Here is a 16,311-nt window from a genome sequence, read left to right as displayed (position 1 = left end):
AAAAGAGCGCCTAGGCGCTCTTTTCTGTGGTCGTTTTCTTGTTTTGATAGAACCTGTCTTTGAGGTAGAGAATTGCGCTGACCACAAGAGCCACTACAGAAACAGTGAATAGGGCATACATGCTGAGAATCCATGCGAATGTGGCCGTCAAAAACGCAATGAAGGAAAACATTCTGCTGAAAGACATCACATGGCCAAGTTTGTTACTTTTCATAAACGCCTCCCAAAGCTGAGTGGGGATAGACAAGAGTGGTCATATTCCACACTTAGATTGTCTTCCTTTCTTGGCATTTTCACCCAAAAAAGTGGCTAAAGATTTCTCAAAAAAGGTGAAATATTGAACTGGTAGACAAATTTGTGGATGAAGTTGCAGCGATATGAGCTTATTTGATTATCACGTCAAAAGAATTTACTGCACAGGCCAGTGACTGTTTTGCATGAATTTGTAATTTGAAACGTCGCCTACCTTAATTTTATAAGGTGCATGGGAAGTGCTTCTCATCCTGTTGATTTATAGAATCAAAAATCACTTTTCTTTGTTTAACAATACTTTATTGAATATGTGTGATTGCATCAGTTTTGAGAATGAAACTAAGGTTGCAAGAAAGGCGAAAAAGAGTGCTAGGTAAGCCTTTGAACTACGCCTATAATTAGCGCCCACATGGAGGATGTTTAATAAATGAACATCCTTTATTTTTTGAAACCAGCAACAAGGATCCAGTAAAACGTGTTTTTCTGGTGTTGTTTATGTTGACCAAGAAGGTGATTAACACAACAAATTGAGGTTCTAAGATGACTCTTAACAAGTACTTTGTTTTCATTCCGGCAGAATTGGATCAGGAAATACACAAGGACAACCAAGTGATCTCTGAGAAGGAAACTCAACGTCAGGCATTAGTAAAACAGGCGCAACAACAAGGCGGCCTGTAAGCTAGGTTTCAAAATAGAAAGAGCACCGCAAAGGTGCTCTTTTTGTATCTGAGGTTATGGATTAACCCAATATGCCGAGGCTTTTCAGCTTTCTATAAATCGTATTTCGACTCACGCCAAGCATACGAGAGGTTTTACTGATGTTGCCCTGATTTGCTTGATATGTTTTAAGCAGTTTGTCTTCGACGGTTGCACGCAGTTTTAATGTTGGCTCTGCCGCGGTTTTCACGTCTTGAGCTTGGCTGAGCTTCTTACTCAGGTGAGTCGGTACGTGAGCGAGATCCAACGTTTCTTCACCTTGCGCCATTAACGCGGATACTTTGATTAAACTATCGAGTTCTCGCAGGTTTCCTGGCCAAGAGTAAGAAAGCAGCAGAGAAAGTAGGCGAGGACAGAGTTGTTGTTCAGATTCAGCATGACGTCGATGGATATTCTCGATCAGTTGCTGCCTATCATCTCGTTCTTCAAAGCGAGGCAATTCGATGATCAAACCATTGAGACGATAGTATAAATCTTGACGGAACAATCCTTCGCTAACCAAGCTATCGAGATCCTTATGCGTGGCCGCGATGATTTGCGTATCGACTTGAACACTTTGGTTTGAACCAACGGGAAGTACGGTTTTATCTTGAAGCACATGAAGCAATCGGCTTTGAGCTTCTAGCGGTAAGTCGGCGATTTCATCCAGAAACAAAATCCCTTTGTGTGCTTGGCGAATTTTTCCCTGATAGCCTTTGCTGTTTGCGCCAGTAAATGCACCAGCTACGTAGCCAAACAATTCGGACTCAACCAAATCTTTCGGTAGTGCGCCACAGTTGACGGAAACCAAAGGGCCAGTTTTTCTCTGGCTGTTTTTATGGAGTGCTTTCACGAACTCATTTTTACCGACCCCAGTCTCTCCGAGAATCAGTAAACTGATGTCTTTATCGATAACGCGATTGGCTTGTTGCCAGCAATGCTCGACAGCGGAATCACCGTAATGAAGATCATTAGAAGCGGTAACGGAACGAGACTTCACTTTTTTGTCGGTCAGCGGCTTTGTTTTGAACACGAAAGGATGGTCGGTACTCTGGATAGAAAGAATGTCGTCGAGCGATTGCCCGATGACGTTTTGTTGCGCGAGGAGCTGAGAAGCAACTTGGTTGTGCGCAAGGATCTGTCCATCTTCATTGGCGATGATAATCCCTTGCCACCCACTGTTCAGTAAGCCTTTCTCACACGCCAAATCCACACGAATATGCCCTTGTGGAATCAAGTTAAGCAATTGATTTTCAACCTGCTGCACCATGTTTTGTACCAGCACCTGCGTTGAGAAGTCATGTTTCTTTTGCTCGCTGGTGATATCTAATATGCCAATCAAATGACCAAGATGATCGAAAATAGGATTGGCCGAGCAGCTAATAAAACGATGGTGTTGGATAAAGTGTTGATCGCCGATGACAGAGACCGGTTTTGCTTCAATTATCGCAGTCCCAATCGCGTTGGTGCCTTTGACCTTTTCTTGCCAACACGCCCCCGAACTCAGCGCTATTTCGGTCAACTTTTCGCGAAACTTAGGTTGCCCCCAACTGCCGATGATAACGCCGTCGGCATCCGTCAGAATTAAGCGACTGTCACTGTGAGCAAAAAGCTGATTAAACAGCGGGAGAGCAAACTGGGTGACGGTTTCCAATAAGAAGTTGAGTTGGTGACGCCTATCTTGAAGTGTCGCTGGTGTCACTCGAATATCTTCAGGGCGTCGACGCTGTTTTAAACCCGCCTGTTCACTTCGGATCCATGACGTAGAAAGCCAGTTGTTATCGCTAATGTGTTGAAGTTCCATGACTGTACCATTTTGTCACAGTGAGGGTGTGCCATTTTGGAACACTTGAACATTGGTGTTCACACCATACATCCGCTCAAACATCGCTCACTTGGTTTGTTATCGCTTGGTAATCATAGTTTTACATTTAATTAACAACAAGTGTGGCGTAGTTGGCGTGTGACTTGCGTAATGCTCTCTGTGAACAGTGCGATACGACACTGTCGTTAATGAACGAGAAACAAAAGGAAGAGTTATGATCTATGCACAGCCAGGTAGTGAAAATGCCATCGTTAATTTCAAATCGCATTACGATAATTTTATCGGTGGGGAATGGGTAAAACCAACGGGCGGTGAGTACTTTGACAATATCTCACCAATCAACGGGCAAGCGTATTGTAAAGTTGCCCGTTCTGGCGAGGCAGATATCAACTTAGCATTGGATGCAGCACATAACATCAAAGCAAAGTGGGCGAAAACCAGTGTGACCGAACGCTCTAACATTTTGCTGAAAATCGCAGACCGTATTGAACAGCATTTAGAAGAACTTGCGGTTGCAGAAACATGGGAAAACGGCAAACCAGTTCGTGAAACCTTGGCGGCGGACTTACCTTTGGTGGTGGATCATTTCCGTTACTTTGCGGGTTGTATTCGCGCACAAGAGGGCAGTGCGGCGGAGCTGGATGAGCACACGGCAAGCTATCACTTCCCAGAGCCGATTGGCGTAGTTGGTCAAATCATCCCTTGGAACTTCCCAATGCTCATGGCGGCGTGGAAACTGGCACCGGCACTTGCGGCAGGTTGTTGTGTGGTATTGAAGCCAGCAGAGCAAACGCCAACGTCGATTTTGGTTTTGATGGAAAAAATCGGTGATCTGCTTCCTCCGGGCGTCATCAACGTTGTAAACGGCTTTGGTTCAGAAGCAGGCCAAGCGTTAGCAACTAGCAACCGTATTGCAAAACTCGCGTTTACGGGCTCAACACAAGTTGGCAATCACATTCTAAAATGTGCGGCAGACAACTTGATCCCATCGACTGTTGAGTTGGGTGGTAAATCACCAAACATCTACTTCTCGGATATTTTCGACTACGAAGATGAGTATCTCGATAAGTGTATTGAAGGCACGTTACTTGGTTTCTTCAACCAAGGCGAAGTTTGTACCTGTCCATCTCGTGTGCTGGTTCATGAAGCGATTTACGATAAGTTCGTAGAGAAATTGACGGAACGTGCGCAGTTAATCAAGCAAGGTAACCCGCTCGATACCGATACTCAAGTTGGTGCCCAGGCTTCTCAAGAACAGTTTGATAAGATTTTAAGTTACCTAGAAATCGGCCGTGAAGAAGGCGCAAAAGTGGTCTTTGGTGGTGGCGTGTCTGAACAGCCAGAGTCAATCAGTCAAGGGTACTACATTCAGCCAACAATGCTGGAAGGCCACAACAAGATGCGAATCTTCCAAGAAGAAATCTTTGGCCCAGTGATTGCTATCACTAAGTTCAAAGATGAAGCGGAAGCACTGGAAATTGCGAACGACACGGAATATGGCTTAGGTGCAGGTGTTTGGACGCGTGATGCAAACGTGGCATATCGCATGGGCCGTAATATCGAAGCTGGTCGAATTTGGATCAACTGTTACCACGCTTACCCTGCACACGCAGCGTTTGGTGGCTACAAGAAATCGGGGATCGGGCGTGAAACGCACAAGATGATGCTGGATCACTACCAGAATACTAAGAACTTACTGATTAGCTACAGCATCGACCCGTTAGGCTTTTTCTAAGTTTGATGTTTTAAGCTAAATACGAACTCAAAACCCCGGTTATTCGGGGTTTTTTTATTGGCATTCATTAAACCACAGAAGGGAGCTGTGCGTGCGTGATAACTTGTGTTTACTTTTCGCTTCGAGCAATCACATCTATCTTTCGCTCAAAAAGCTTTTCGATAGCAGCGCTTTGCTTCTCAAATCCAGTTGGCTTTTCAAAATCCAACACTTGATTGCAAGATTCAAGGCTCGCGAACTGGTTTAAACATTCGCTCAGCTCTCGCTTTGAGCTCATGCGTGCCTGTTTGTTTTCTGATGAAGAGAGTAGGGTCACTTTGCGACCTTGAAACGTTCCTTGTGGCACAAGTTCACGTCGTTCTACTTGCTCCAATCCGTGAATGGGTTGGCTGTTGCGTGCAGATTGGATGTCATTAGACATAAGACACCTAAACTCTCAGATCTAAACTTTGAGGCATAGCAGGCGTATCTTCGGCCACTACGTGAGCAGATAGCAACGACTCCCATGACTCGCTTTGCGTCAACAATTCCGCCAACGCATTTTCAAAATATTCATAATCCAATTGCTCGATGCCAATCAGTTTATTCAAACACAGTACGTGCCTATGATTATCTAAACTGAAAAATAATTGGTGTTCTGGCCAATGGTAATTGAACGCCAAAAAAGAACGATAAAGATCAGAATTGACGATTTGTAATCCAACAATTTCCGCTTCCAGCTGCAGCGTATTCGTTTCTGGATGAAAGATGAAATGAACCTTCAAGTGATCATCAAAAGCTAAGCTTAGTTCATTGTCCGTCAAATGCAGTTCAGGCAAGCCTATTTGATGAGCAAACTTCTGTAAAACCTCATCGATAGTTTGGCGTGCTGACATAGAAACAGTCCTTTTGAGAATTTTATCGGGAAACATATTCGATATCGTGGGGGGTGTTTATCAATTTTGGTTGTTAGTTATTATATTTTGGCCGGAAACCCAGAATTGACACCTTGCTTCTAATCTTACAAGTGAGTGCTGGTGCATATAAAGATTAACGGTTATTAAATTCTATTATGGTGAAATTTTGGTTTATATCGACAAGCGATGAAGAATTAGAATTGTGTTATCTTAAAAATTAAATACTATGTTAATTACGTGTTGTACGTGGAACGTTATTGCTGTCCATCTGTAGAATAAATATAAGCCGAAAATTTAAACGTACACATAAGAAGTTGTGTAAAAATAAATCATAATAAGGCGATAAAAATAATTTATGGGAGCCTAAATGAAAAGCAGTAAGTGGGCCGGTCTTATCGGTTTAATGTTATTGACTGGATGCGCTCAATCCGTGGGGACTGCACAGCCATTTTCCGTTCAGAGCCAAGCGAATGTATATGGGTGGATTTCTGTCGAAGGATACCATCCTCCAGTTTCGACCTATATAGAGGTGGAGATGTGTCAAGCTTTTGAAAATCAATGCCTTACTGTTGCTTCTCAGCAATATCAAGGTGTTCAGTTACCAGTTCAATATTCTTTTCTTATTGCGCCAATTCAAGCCGGGAAAGGAGAAATGAAAGTGATAGGGAAACTCTATTCTCAAGGTCAAATTATCGCCCAAAATGAGCAGAAATATATATTCAGAGAAGGAAGTCAGAAAGTGGATTTAAGACTTTTTCCTATAGAAATAGAAACAAAAAAGTAATCGGTTACATTTAATTAGCGCTATCTAATTTATTAAATGTGAATAGAAATAGCCAATTCAATGTGAAAGAATTGTTGAGCGTTTTTATAAATAAAATTGCGAAAAATGAGTCATCGGGACAGTTGGAAATTATATTAATAACTATTGCCACAAGCGTGTGATTTATGATTATATCCTACGCCTTGAACACGTTGGCTTGGCGTTTTGGATTAAAAAACAAACAATTTGAAGGTTTTGGAAATGTAGTTTTCCTAATTTTTATTATCATATTAGTAATTTAATTTATTCTAATATAAAAACAAAGTCAGAGTTTAAATAGCATAACGTTATTTAATAAAAATAGACTTATAAGAAAGTAAAAGCGCTATCTGAAAATAAAAAAACTACTCATTCAGAAGCCTGTATTTGAGCTTAGGCTGCTTAATTCCTCGAAGGAATGGCGGTTTCTAAGCTATTCGCTATTTATTTCGGGGGGTATGGTAAGTGATATGAACTTCTATGCTCTTTTCTTTGCTTCTTTAATTGAAATTGTACTGCTTAGGAAATAACAACAAACAAAGTAGTGCTTTGACAGTTTCTCTTTTACACACGAGAGAAATTAAAAATTATGAAGGGTAGAAAATGGATGTGTCAGGCCAACTAAACACAGAAACGGTCGGCTCTAGCTTGCGAAAAATTCGCAGTTTTTCTCACTACGAAAAACATGACGAAGTATTTCACTCAGACCAATCTCATATTGTTGTCGTTCACAATGGTCAATTACGAGTTCAAACTGGCGATTGCACCATAGATGTCGTTGCCGGGAGTGGGGTATTTCTCTCTCAAGGTGACTACTTATTAGAGTACTCACCGCAGGGTGGGAATTATCACTCATCAATCATTGAGTTCGACAATGAGCTAGTAAGCCAATTACTGCAAAAACACAGCGATCTTCTCATGACGTTGCCAAAAGTGGACAAACTCAACTCGGGTTTGTTTTCTTTTGGTTTGAACATTCTCATTGAGCAAGTGCTTTCCGGCATGAAAACGCTGGAGGAGCAGTCGTACCCAGACGCCATCATGCGTTTGAAGTACGAAGAAATGCTGATTCTATTGCTGCACAGTCAAGGGGGCGAAGTCCTCTATGCCTTGCTATCGCAGCAAACTAACCGAACCTCAGACCGCTTACGCCGCTTTATGGAGCAGCACTATTTGAAAGAGTGGAAGCTGACGGATTATGCTCAAGAATTTGGTGCCAGTCTCACAACCTTTAAAGAGCTTTTTAATGAGCACTATGGCATCTCTCCAAGAGCTTGGATCAGTGAGCGTCGCTTATTGCACGCACACAAGCTTTTGCTGACGAGCAAAATGAGCATTGTCGACGTGGCAATGGAAGCGGGATTTTCCAGCCAATCTTACTTTACTCAAAGTTATCGACGTCGCTTTGGCACTACGCCAAGTAAGGTCCGTTCCGGTGATGAGCAAGTCGCCATCGCTAATTGAAATGACTTATGACTAAAATTTTCTGACTAATTTTGAAAGTCACCGACGGACATAAAATTCTATTATGTTCAGCGTAAGAACGAATAATTCAAATTTATTACATCCCTTTCATTCTGGAGTGTTCGAAAGGGATGCGGAGAAGAACACAAATGAAAAAGCAGCATTGGCGACGCCGTTCGCTTTTTCCTGACAGCATTGTGACGCAAAGGAAAGTCACTGTTTTGCAAAGAGGAGCACGATATGAGAGTGCGTCTCAGCCATCACAGGATCTCAATGTTGTCCACGTGAATCACCGACAGCTGTTGAGTGAAGGTGTGCTGAATGACGACCAGTTATCGTTGTTGCAACGCTTGTTGGACAGAAGTGTGGTGGACAGTTTGTGCGCCAGCCAATTGGTGAAAACGTATTTGAGATTGGGTACATCGATTGACCGTTTTGCCATGCGTCTGTTTTTAGAAATTGGCGCTCAGTTAAGTGACAGTCAACGAGTGGCGACCTTTGAGCAGAGGCTCGAATACATCAACTCTCGATTGGGTTTTCGCTTTAATTTGGCCACGCCAAAAACGCTGATCCTTTGTTGTTACTTGGCGTTGACCGAGTGGATTCATCGACAAACCGACCAAAGTGCGTTGCACGCCTCGGTCAAAGTGGAACAACTGATGAATCAGCTGGACATTCAAAAAGAGTACTGGTCGAAGTTATCGGGTGAAGACACCAGCGCGATTTTTGTCGAACAACAACTTGCGTTGATTGAGAGCCAGCAAACGCAGTTAAAAGCGCAGCTAAATACACTGAACGAGCAGCAGTCACAAGTAATTGAATCTCATAAAGCGTTGGTCGATAAGTGGCAACCGTCGTTAAGCAACTTGAAAGAACTGGCGGACTACACTTCAACGACGGATATGTTCATCTCTGATTGGAAAACGTGGTGCTCTGAGGCTCGTTTACAAGCACCGGATCTCAATGAAGTCTGGGATGCATGTGACGTGGTTTATAACGACCTCAATGCCGTTGCTAAAGTGTGGCAATGGTTTAAAGACATGCAGATCGTTGGCGATGTTGATCACTACTATTTTGATATTCAAAGTGGCCAATGCGGTCAGGCTTGTAACCATCTCAGCCAGATTTAAATAGGGCAGTATATGTTAGATAAAATGATGAAATCTCTAGCGGAAACGCTAGGGATAGGGCCTTTTATTGCCGGAGAAAATGGCGCTTACACCATCGAAGTAGACCAGTTAACACTGACAATCAAACAGCACTCATCATGGATCTTATGGGAAACTGCCTTACCACTTCGATTCAATGAACATCTCAATTACCAACAAGAACAAGCATTAAAACGTTGTATGCAGCTATCACTAAAAACGCTTCGAGATACGCCAAGCGTGCTCACCACAAACGCTGATCAACAATTGATTTTGCAAGGCAAAGCGATGATAGAAAACACTTCAAATGAGCAGTTTGCAGAACTTCTTGCGCAACATGCCAACGTGTGTGAACGCTACATGGAATTGCTTGAACACGAGCGTGTTAATCACACCATCAGTCATCATGTGTGGTTACCGTAATGCGAACTCTCATGCCAAAAATAGGGCGCATTGCCGCCCAAATGACATTGTGCGCACTGTGTGTCGTTCCGATGTTTTCTGTACAAGCGACAGAGCTCAATTGGCCAGAACAACCGTTTCGTTACTATGCCGATAATGATTCGTTGAAAGATCTGCTTAACAACTTTGGTGCCAACTATCGAGTATCGGTGTCGGTGAGCGACAAAGTGAATGACCGAGTGAGTGGTCGATTCACGCCAGAAGATCCAGCGGAGTTTCTCGACTACCTAGCGCAAGTTTATAACTTGATGTGGTACTTCGATGGCGCAGTACTGCACGTTTACAAAGCGACAGAAACGCGCTCCCGATTGCTGCAATTGGAACTGCTTACCGCGCGCGAGCTTCGCAGTACCTTGATTTCAACCGGTGTTTGGGATGCTCGTTATGGTTGGCGCGCTGCCGAAAATAAAGGGCTGGTTTATCTAGCTGGGCCGCCGCGTTACGTTGAGTTAGTAGTGCAAACCGCAGAAGCGTTAGAGAGCCGATTGCTGCAAAAGTCAAACTCGACGGATGAGCTGTTTGTAGAACTCATTCCGCTTAAATATGCCTCGGCGACGGACAGAAGTATCTCGTATCGCGACCAAAGCATTACCGTTCCGGGGATTGCTTCGGTATTGAGTCGTGTGGTTGGCGGTGTTCAAACTCAAATTACGGATTCTGCGTCTGTACAAACATCGCCTGTAAACGGATTACCCGCAGAAGCAGCAAAACCTCGCGGCAAAACTGCGTCTGTGCACGGCGGTGCAACCGTAGAAGCGGAGCCGGGGCTGAATGCGATCATCGTTCGCGATACCCAAGCAAGACTGCCGTTATATCGCAAGCTGGTCGCTCAACTCGATCAGCCACAATCTCGTATCGAGGTGGCGTTATCTATTGTGGACATCAGCGCAAACGATTTACGTCAGCTCGGTGTGGATTGGCGCGCGGGTGTATCGGTTGGAAACAACCGCATTGTCGACATCAAAACAACCGGCGACGTTGATAACGGTGATGTCACATTGGGCAGTGGTCAGAGTTTCAAGTCCTTGTTGGATTCGACCAACTTGAACTACTTGTTGGCACAAATTCGTTTATTGGAATCGAAAGGCAGTGCGCAAGTCGTTTCCAGACCAACGCTGCTCACGCAAGAAAACGTCGAAGCGGTGCTAAACAACAGCAGCACGTTTTACGTCAAATTGGTTGGCAAAGAGACGGCGGCTTTGGAAGAAGTGACGTATGGCACCTTGTTGCGCATTGTGCCTCGTATCGTCGGCGACAGATTCGCGACGCGACCAGAGATCAACTTGAGTCTTCACTTAGAAGATGGCGCAAAGATCCCAGATGGTGGTGTGGATGATCTTCCATCTGTACGTAAAACCGAAATCAGTACGTTAGCGACGGTAAAACAAGGGCAAAGCTTACTCATTGGTGGCGTATACCGAGACGAAGTTAGCCATCAGCTACGTAAAGTCCCGCTGTTGGGCGACATTCCGTACCTAGGTGCTTTGTTCCGCAGTAATACCAACACAACGCGCCGCACAGTTCGCATGTTCATTATCGAGCCGAGAATCGTGGTTGATGGCATTGGCGACAGCGTGTTGATAGGTAACGAGCATGATTTGCGCCCGAGTATTGGCCAGCTCAACAACATTTCGAACAACAGCGCAGAATTTAAATCGGTTGTTGAAGTATTCAGCTGTACGTCAAAAACGCAGGCAGAACGTTACCAACAAGACTTACTGTCACAGCAAAAGTCCTCGCTGCTAACTCAATGTCAATTGCCGTCAGGGCAAGTAGGCTGGCGAGTCAAAGTGGCGGAATGTGACCTTTCACAGGCCGAATGTGTTCGCCCTTCAGAGGAGCCATAACCGAAATGCAGCAATGGAAAATTCGTATTTTATCCGGCGTGCATTCCGGGGTTGAAGTCACACTGCCAGAAGGCGCATTGGTTTTAGGTAGCGACGACTTTATCGCAGACCTTGTGTTATCGGATGCTGGCGTAGAAGCCAATCACTTCACTTTAGTGTGTGACAGTGAATCGGTGATGTTGCGTGGATGTCAGGACGTAACCATCAACGGTGAAAACCGAGCGGTTGGTGAATCGGGCATCGAGCTAGAGCGCCACGCGATGATCTCTGTTGGCGTGGTGAAATTTGCACTGGGTTACGTTGAAGACGAGCTGATCGTCACCAACGTTACGGATGCTCAAACCAAACAAGATGCACCAGTCGTTACTGCGCAAAGCACAAGCTGGAAAAGAACCGCACTGATAGCCGTGCTGTGCAGCGCGATACCAAGCGCGATATTCGCTGGCATGTGGTACAGCCAAGCCAATGGCAATGACAGTGAAGTTGTGGCAGAAGCCGAACCGATTGTGTTGGTACGCAATATTTTAAATGAGCTTGGGCTCAATGATGTGCGTGTGGAGTGGAACGCTACTGCTCATCAAGCGGTTTTAGAAGGTTATGTCGAAGACAGAACGCAGAAACTGCAATTGCTGGGAAGAATCGATGTTCTGGGGATTAACTACAAAAGTGACCTAAGAACGATGGAAGAAATCCGCCGAGGCGTGCGCTTTATTCTTCGTAACCTTGGCTATCACCAAGTGAAAGTCGAGAACGGGGATGAAACTGGCACGTTGCTGCTGACGGGCTACATCGATGACGCCAGCAAATGGAACCAAGTCGAACAAATTTTAGAACGCGATGTACCCGGTTTGGTCGCTTGGAAAGTCGAACTGCAGCGTGCAGGCGCGTACATGGACACACTAAAAGAGCTGCTCACCAACGCGGAGCTGCTTAAAAAAGTTCAATTAGTGACAAGTGGTGACCGCATTGAAGTACGTGGTGAATTAGACGACATCGAAACCACACGCTTTTACGGCGTGACTCGGGATTTTCGTGAGCAGTATGGTGAAAAGCCGTATCTGGTTTTGAAATCGATTCCCAAAGTCAGCAAAGGCACGGACATCGACTTCCCGTTTCGTAGCGTTAATTTTGGCCAAGTGCCATACGTCATTCTTACCGATAACGTTCGCTACATGGTAGGGGCTCGCACTCCGCAGGGTTATCGCATATCCAGCGTAACGCCAGCAGGGATTGAGCTGGTGAAAGGCGGGCGCGTTATCACTATTGAACTTGGATACGAAGGCGAGAAAAACCATGACAAATCTTGAACAGATTCTAAATAACGACCTAAGTGGCATTGAAGTGCAAAACATTAAGAGCAAGCTCTTACAAGCACAGGCAGCGGTAAAGCGTCAGTTGGACTTGGGATGTCCTCCGCAGCAGTATCAATTGCTACTAAAACAGTATGAAGCATACACAGCGGCACAGGTTGTGATTGAAGCATACGAAGCTAACCAAAAATAAAGGGAAATCCTATGTCATTTTACGATGCGACCAACAGTGTAAACCTCGATGACGTTAAAACGAAACTTGAGCAACAAGCGAAAGACGCGAACAAATCCGTCACTGATGCAATTAAAAATCTAGAAACCAACGCGGACGACCCATCTAAGCTGGCTGAACTTCAGCACGCTATCAACAAATGGTCGGTGGTATACAACATCAACGCAACCACCACTCGTGCGATCAAAGATGTGATGCAGTCGATCCTGCAGAAGGTGTAATGCATGGAACGAGAATTACGCCAGCTGTTGGCTGAAATTGCTTTGATGGCGACGGGGATGCATCGCCATCAAGAGGCCAATACGATTGCTGATTGCCTTGAGGAGACCTCGAACTCTGAAGAAGTCGTAGTAATGATTCGTGCGATGAGCCTGATGAACAAAGGCGCGTACGAAGAGGCACATCGATTACTTGAGCCACTTTGCACCGCATATCCTGACCTAATCAGTTTGGCGGCACTAGCGGCTGCAAAAGCAGGGTTACTAAGCCAAGCTGAACGTTGGATGGAACTGGCAGCTCAAGGCAGCGAAGAAAGCCAAGCTTTTGCGGCGAGCTTCACCCAAGACATTAGGAATCTTGGATGAGAGTCGACCCTAGCTTTGTCGGACAAACGCCCGCTCATTCAACCGATGTTCGTCACTATGAACGCGACGATGCGAAGCGAATGAGCGAGCTTATGACGAGAGAAACCACAGCCGAAGTTTCTCGCCCAGCTCCCAAAGACACGCTGACAAAAGTAGAAGAGAAACTCAACGCAATTAAAGATTGGTATGCGTCGATCAAGGAAGCAGAGACTGTCTCTAAACAAAGCGTGCTTTCTTCGTTAAAGGACGTTTTTTCTGATCCTCAAACACAAAAAGAAGCGCTGTGGTACGCCTTTCATCAGGCGAAAAGCGCCAAAGGAACGGATGATGCCGTTCCGGAATTATTGAGCGTTCTGAAACAAGAGTTGCTCGGAGATTTTGCTGGCCAGTTAATGGCTGAGCCGCCAACAGACAGAGCAGCATTAAAAGCGATGCTTGCGCAAAGCTTCCCACTTGGCGCTCAGAAAGAACAAGCGCTTTGGCATTGTTGGGCTGAGCTAAAGTCTTTGCCAGAGATGACATCAACAGTCGATTTAGTACGTGAAGAGCTGAGTTTTGTTATCCAAAAAAACGCGATGGTGAAGAACATCATGACTCACAGCCATAAGTTAGATTTGTCGTAGGAGTACACATGATCAATACACAGTACACCGAGGTGATGCAAACCAACCTTGAGAAGTTGCAAGATGCTCAAGTCGAAGACGGGCTGAGTGAGCGTTTTGAACAAGCCATGTCTATTCCGGAGGGGAACAACGGTTTAGAAGGCGGTTTGCTAGAAAACATCAGCGAACTAAAAAACACCATCGACAACGCGAAAAGCAGTCTGCAAGACAGCATGAAAATGGTCGGTGACGATCCTGCGCAACTGTTGCAAATGCAGTGGGCGTTAACGCGAATCACGTTTCAAGAAGAGTTGATCGCGAAAACCGTGGGTAAAACCACACAGAATGTCGAAACGCTTTTGAAGGCGCAGTAATGATGAAGAATAAAATGCGCGCGCTTTGCCTTGTATTGGCGCTGTTTTTGGTGGGTTGCCAAACCGAGCTTTACACCAATGTGAGCCAAAAAGAAGGCAACGAAATGCTGTCGATCTTGTTATCGGAAGGCGTGGTGGCGACCAAAGAACCGGACAAAGACAACAAAGTAAAATTGATGGTCGATAGCTCGCAAATCGCGTTCGCCGTTGATGCATTAAAACGCAAAGGCTACCCACGAGAGCAGTTCTCGACGTTAAAAGAAGTGTTTCCAAAAGACGATTTAATCTCCTCGCCATTGGCGGAAAGAGCGCGTTTGGTTTACGCAAAATCGCAAGAGTTGTCATCAACGCTATCGCAAATTGATGGTGTGCTGGTGGCGCGAGTCCACGTGGTACTTGAAGATCAAGATCTTCGCCCAGGCGAGCGTCCGACTCCTGCTTCGGCATCGGTGTTTATTAAACATGCTGCCGATGTGGCATTGGACTCTTACGTGCCTCAAATCAAATTGTTGGTGAACAACAGTATTGAAGGGCTGAATTACGACCGCATTAGCGTCGTGATGGTGCCATCTTCGGAGGTGCGAGTGACGACTCAAAGCAACCAATTTAAAAGTATTTTGTCGGTGCAAGTTACCAAAGAAACGGCGAACCATCTCATCGGGATTTTAGTGTTTATGGTACTGCTACTGATTGGCTCGAATGTCGCGACGTTCACGTGGTGCCGCAGGAGCGCAAAGCGTGGTTAAACCTGAAACACCGATGGCTCAGGTGCTGCATCAGTTCAACTACTGCCCATGTCAGTACCTAGAGCAAAACTGGATCGTGCCAAAACAGCCTTGGCTTCTTAATTTGGATGGCTGGCGAGATAACCCAAACTTCAACCTTTGGTGTTTAGAAGAGTGGGCGCTTGCGCCTGTGCCAGAAACGGCTTTTAACAAGCCACACCATAGCTTGGCTCTGCTTCCTCCTGATGCGCTCAGTACGTTAATGCTCACCATTGGAGGGGCGTTGCACAGTTTTGCGATGCGCCAAGTGGTACTTAAAAAGCCCAAGCAGTGTTTGAACAACGTGTTTGGTTTGGATGTCGCCCGTTTTCTTATTCAGCAAGGGCCGATGTTGTTGTCACAATGGCCGAAAGGTTGGCAAAAAGCGCTACCAGATATGATGAAAGAAGACGAAGTTGAACGTCATATGCTCAAACAGGGCTACGCATGGATGAAGTTTATCTTAGCGAGCTCTTCTCACGATATTTTGCTCCGTTGGCAGTTCAAGCTCGATCAATCACTTAGCCAAGTGAAAGAAAACACCTCTTGGCTCGTTGAAGAGCAGCGTGATCTCGCGTACCGACTCACCAAAAAAATCGCAAAACAGGTTATTCCCCAATGGTTTCATTTGTTGAAATAAAAACCGACAACTTGCAGTTAGCGCCAGGTTTAAAGGTGCTCAAAGCCAAGGATTACGTTAGTTATCTCGATTCGCAACATTTGGTTGAAGCGGCGAATTCGAAAGCCGACAGCATCATTGCTAAAGCGCAGCAAGCGTATGAGACCGAAAAGCAGCGCGGCTATCAAGATGGTTTGGAGCAGGCGAAAATAGAAAATGCGCAGGCGATGGTCGCTACTTTGGCTCGCTGCAATGAATATTACCTGCAAGTTGAGCACAAAATGACGAACGTCGTTTTAGACGCGGTGCGTAAAATCATCGACACATTTGATGACGTTGACACCACGATCAGCGTGGTCAGAGAAGCGCTGCAATTGGTGAGTAATCAAAAGCAAGTGATCTTACACGTTCATCCTGAGCAAGTGGTTGACGTGAGAGAGAAAGTTGCAGGCGTTTTGAGTGATTTTCCTGAAGTGGGTTATGTCGATGTGGTTGCCGATGCGCGCCTCAAAAACGGTGGCTGCATACTGGAAACCGAAGTCGGCATTATTGACGCCAGTATCGATGGACAGATTCAGGCGTTAAAGCAAGCGATGGTGAAACAACTCAGTGAGCGGAAAATGACGTCACCAGAGTAGAGCGTCACCGCCAAATCAATCGAACACAAAGCTCAGCACATTGCTGAGCTTTGTTGTTTTC

At 45.3% G+C, this 16,311-nt stretch carries 20 protein-coding genes; 16 read left to right on the top strand and 4 right to left on the bottom strand.

Annotated features, from left to right (window positions below; genetic code table 11):
* Positions 1-10: 10 nt before the first annotated feature.
* On the bottom strand, positions 11-214 hold the full coding sequence (locus ACYJZR_RS08280; protein ID WP_005464314.1) for a hypothetical protein: 204 nt from the start codon (positions 212-214) through the stop codon (positions 11-13).
* A 578-nt stretch (positions 215-792) separates the two neighbouring features.
* Here ACYJZR_RS08280 and ACYJZR_RS08275 point away from each other — a divergent pair.
* On the top strand, positions 793-930 hold the full coding sequence (locus ACYJZR_RS08275) for a hypothetical protein (RefSeq protein ID WP_005464410.1): 138 nt from the start codon (positions 793-795) through the stop codon (positions 928-930).
* Positions 931-991: 61 nt separating this feature from the next.
* On the opposite strand, the gene ACYJZR_RS08270 is transcribed toward ACYJZR_RS08275, so the two are convergent.
* Entirely contained in the window at positions 992-2,752 is a 1,761-nt protein-coding gene (locus tag ACYJZR_RS08270; RefSeq protein WP_269656438.1) for a sigma-54-dependent Fis family transcriptional regulator, read from the bottom strand.
* 235 nt (positions 2,753-2,987) lie between these two features.
* Between ACYJZR_RS08270 and exaC the strand changes: the two genes are divergently transcribed.
* The gene (exaC, locus tag ACYJZR_RS08265; RefSeq protein ID WP_005464448.1) at positions 2,988-4,508 is read left to right on the top strand and encodes an acetaldehyde dehydrogenase ExaC; all 1,521 of its coding nucleotides are present in this window, start codon (positions 2,988-2,990) and stop codon (positions 4,506-4,508) included.
* 109 nt (positions 4,509-4,617) lie between these two features.
* On the opposite strand, the gene exsE2 is transcribed toward exaC, so the two are convergent.
* Both exsE2 and exsC read right to left on the bottom strand, forming a co-directional pair.
* Entirely contained in the window at positions 4,618-4,929 is a 312-nt protein-coding gene (gene exsE2, locus ACYJZR_RS08260; protein ID WP_025499827.1) for a T3SS regulon translocated regulator ExsE2, read from the bottom strand.
* A 7-nt stretch (positions 4,930-4,936) separates the two neighbouring features.
* On the bottom strand, positions 4,937-5,383 hold the full coding sequence (gene exsC, locus ACYJZR_RS08255; protein WP_020840558.1) for a type III secretion system regulatory chaperone ExsC: 447 nt from the start codon (positions 5,381-5,383) through the stop codon (positions 4,937-4,939).
* Between the two features lie 388 nt (positions 5,384-5,771).
* Between exsC and ACYJZR_RS08250 the strand changes: the two genes are divergently transcribed.
* From ACYJZR_RS08250 to vscL, 14 genes are all read left to right on the top strand, one after another.
* Positions 5,772-6,188 carry a YscW family type III secretion system pilotin gene (locus ACYJZR_RS08250; RefSeq protein ID WP_023623563.1) on the top strand — a complete coding sequence of 139 codons (417 nt, stop codon included), beginning with the start codon at positions 5,772-5,774 and terminating at the stop codon, positions 6,186-6,188.
* A 621-nt stretch (positions 6,189-6,809) separates the two neighbouring features.
* Positions 6,810-7,670, top strand: a complete 861-nt coding sequence (gene exsA, locus ACYJZR_RS08245) for a type III secretion system transcriptional regulator ExsA (RefSeq protein ID WP_005464548.1) — start codon at positions 6,810-6,812, stop codon at positions 7,668-7,670.
* A gap of 131 nt (positions 7,671-7,801) precedes the next feature.
* A complete protein-coding gene (gene esxD, locus ACYJZR_RS08240) occupies positions 7,802-8,800 on the top strand; it encodes a type III secretion system regulon anti-activator ExsD (RefSeq protein ID WP_074534445.1) in 999 nt (332 codons plus the stop codon).
* Between the two features lie 12 nt (positions 8,801-8,812).
* The gene (vscB, locus tag ACYJZR_RS08235) at positions 8,813-9,241 is read left to right on the top strand and encodes a YscB family type III secretion system chaperone VscB (RefSeq protein ID WP_017448955.1); all 429 of its coding nucleotides are present in this window, start codon (positions 8,813-8,815) and stop codon (positions 9,239-9,241) included.
* A gap of 41 nt (positions 9,242-9,282) precedes the next feature.
* A complete protein-coding gene (gene vscC, locus ACYJZR_RS08230; RefSeq protein ID WP_225878878.1) occupies positions 9,283-11,127 on the top strand; it encodes a SctC family type III secretion system outer membrane ring subunit VscC in 1,845 nt (614 codons plus the stop codon).
* Positions 11,128-11,132: 5 nt separating this feature from the next.
* Positions 11,133-12,434 carry a SctD family type III secretion system inner membrane ring subunit VscD gene (gene vscD, locus ACYJZR_RS08225; protein ID WP_140369437.1) on the top strand — a complete coding sequence of 434 codons (1,302 nt, stop codon included), beginning with the start codon at positions 11,133-11,135 and terminating at the stop codon, positions 12,432-12,434.
* Positions 12,421-12,630: an EscE/YscE/SsaE family type III secretion system needle protein co-chaperone gene (locus ACYJZR_RS08220; RefSeq protein WP_015296814.1), complete on the top strand. Its 210-nt coding sequence runs from the start codon at positions 12,421-12,423 to the stop codon at positions 12,628-12,630. The genes vscD and ACYJZR_RS08220 overlap by 14 nt, the downstream gene beginning before the upstream one ends.
* 11 nt (positions 12,631-12,641) lie before the next feature.
* Positions 12,642-12,890 (top strand): type III secretion system needle filament protein VscF, encoded by a 249-nt coding sequence (gene vscF, locus ACYJZR_RS08215; RefSeq protein WP_005464566.1) that lies wholly within the window; start codon positions 12,642-12,644, stop codon positions 12,888-12,890.
* Between the two features lie 3 nt (positions 12,891-12,893).
* Positions 12,894-13,253 (top strand): YscG family type III secretion system chaperone VscG, encoded by a 360-nt coding sequence (gene vscG / locus ACYJZR_RS08210; RefSeq protein WP_005477707.1) that lies wholly within the window; start codon positions 12,894-12,896, stop codon positions 13,251-13,253.
* The gene (vscH, locus tag ACYJZR_RS08205; RefSeq protein ID WP_021448598.1) at positions 13,250-13,876 is read left to right on the top strand and encodes a YopR family T3SS polymerization control protein VscH; all 627 of its coding nucleotides are present in this window, start codon (positions 13,250-13,252) and stop codon (positions 13,874-13,876) included. The genes vscG and vscH overlap by 4 nt, the downstream gene beginning before the upstream one ends.
* An 8-nt stretch (positions 13,877-13,884) precedes the next feature.
* Positions 13,885-14,229 carry a SctI family type III secretion system inner rod subunit VscI gene (vscI, locus tag ACYJZR_RS08200; protein ID WP_005464519.1) on the top strand — a complete coding sequence of 115 codons (345 nt, stop codon included), beginning with the start codon at positions 13,885-13,887 and terminating at the stop codon, positions 14,227-14,229.
* Positions 14,229-14,975, top strand: coding sequence for a SctJ family type III secretion inner membrane ring lipoprotein Vsc (vscJ, locus tag ACYJZR_RS08195; RefSeq protein ID WP_005500485.1), 747 nt, complete (start codon positions 14,229-14,231; stop codon positions 14,973-14,975). Before vscI ends, vscJ begins: the two co-directional genes overlap by 1 nt.
* A complete protein-coding gene (gene vscK / locus ACYJZR_RS08190; protein WP_025532555.1) occupies positions 14,968-15,633 on the top strand; it encodes a SctK family type III secretion system sorting platform protein VscK in 666 nt (221 codons plus the stop codon). Before vscJ ends, vscK begins: the two co-directional genes overlap by 8 nt.
* Positions 15,612-16,250, top strand: coding sequence for a SctL family type III secretion system stator protein VscL (vscL, locus tag ACYJZR_RS08185; RefSeq protein WP_005464499.1), 639 nt, complete (start codon positions 15,612-15,614; stop codon positions 16,248-16,250). Before vscK ends, vscL begins: the two co-directional genes overlap by 22 nt.
* Positions 16,251-16,311 lie beyond the last annotated feature (61 nt).

This window comes from Vibrio sp. RC2502, from assembly GCF_054850435.1.
Note: the sequence above shows the minus strand (reverse complement) of the source record. Positions and strands in the feature narration are given on the sequence as shown.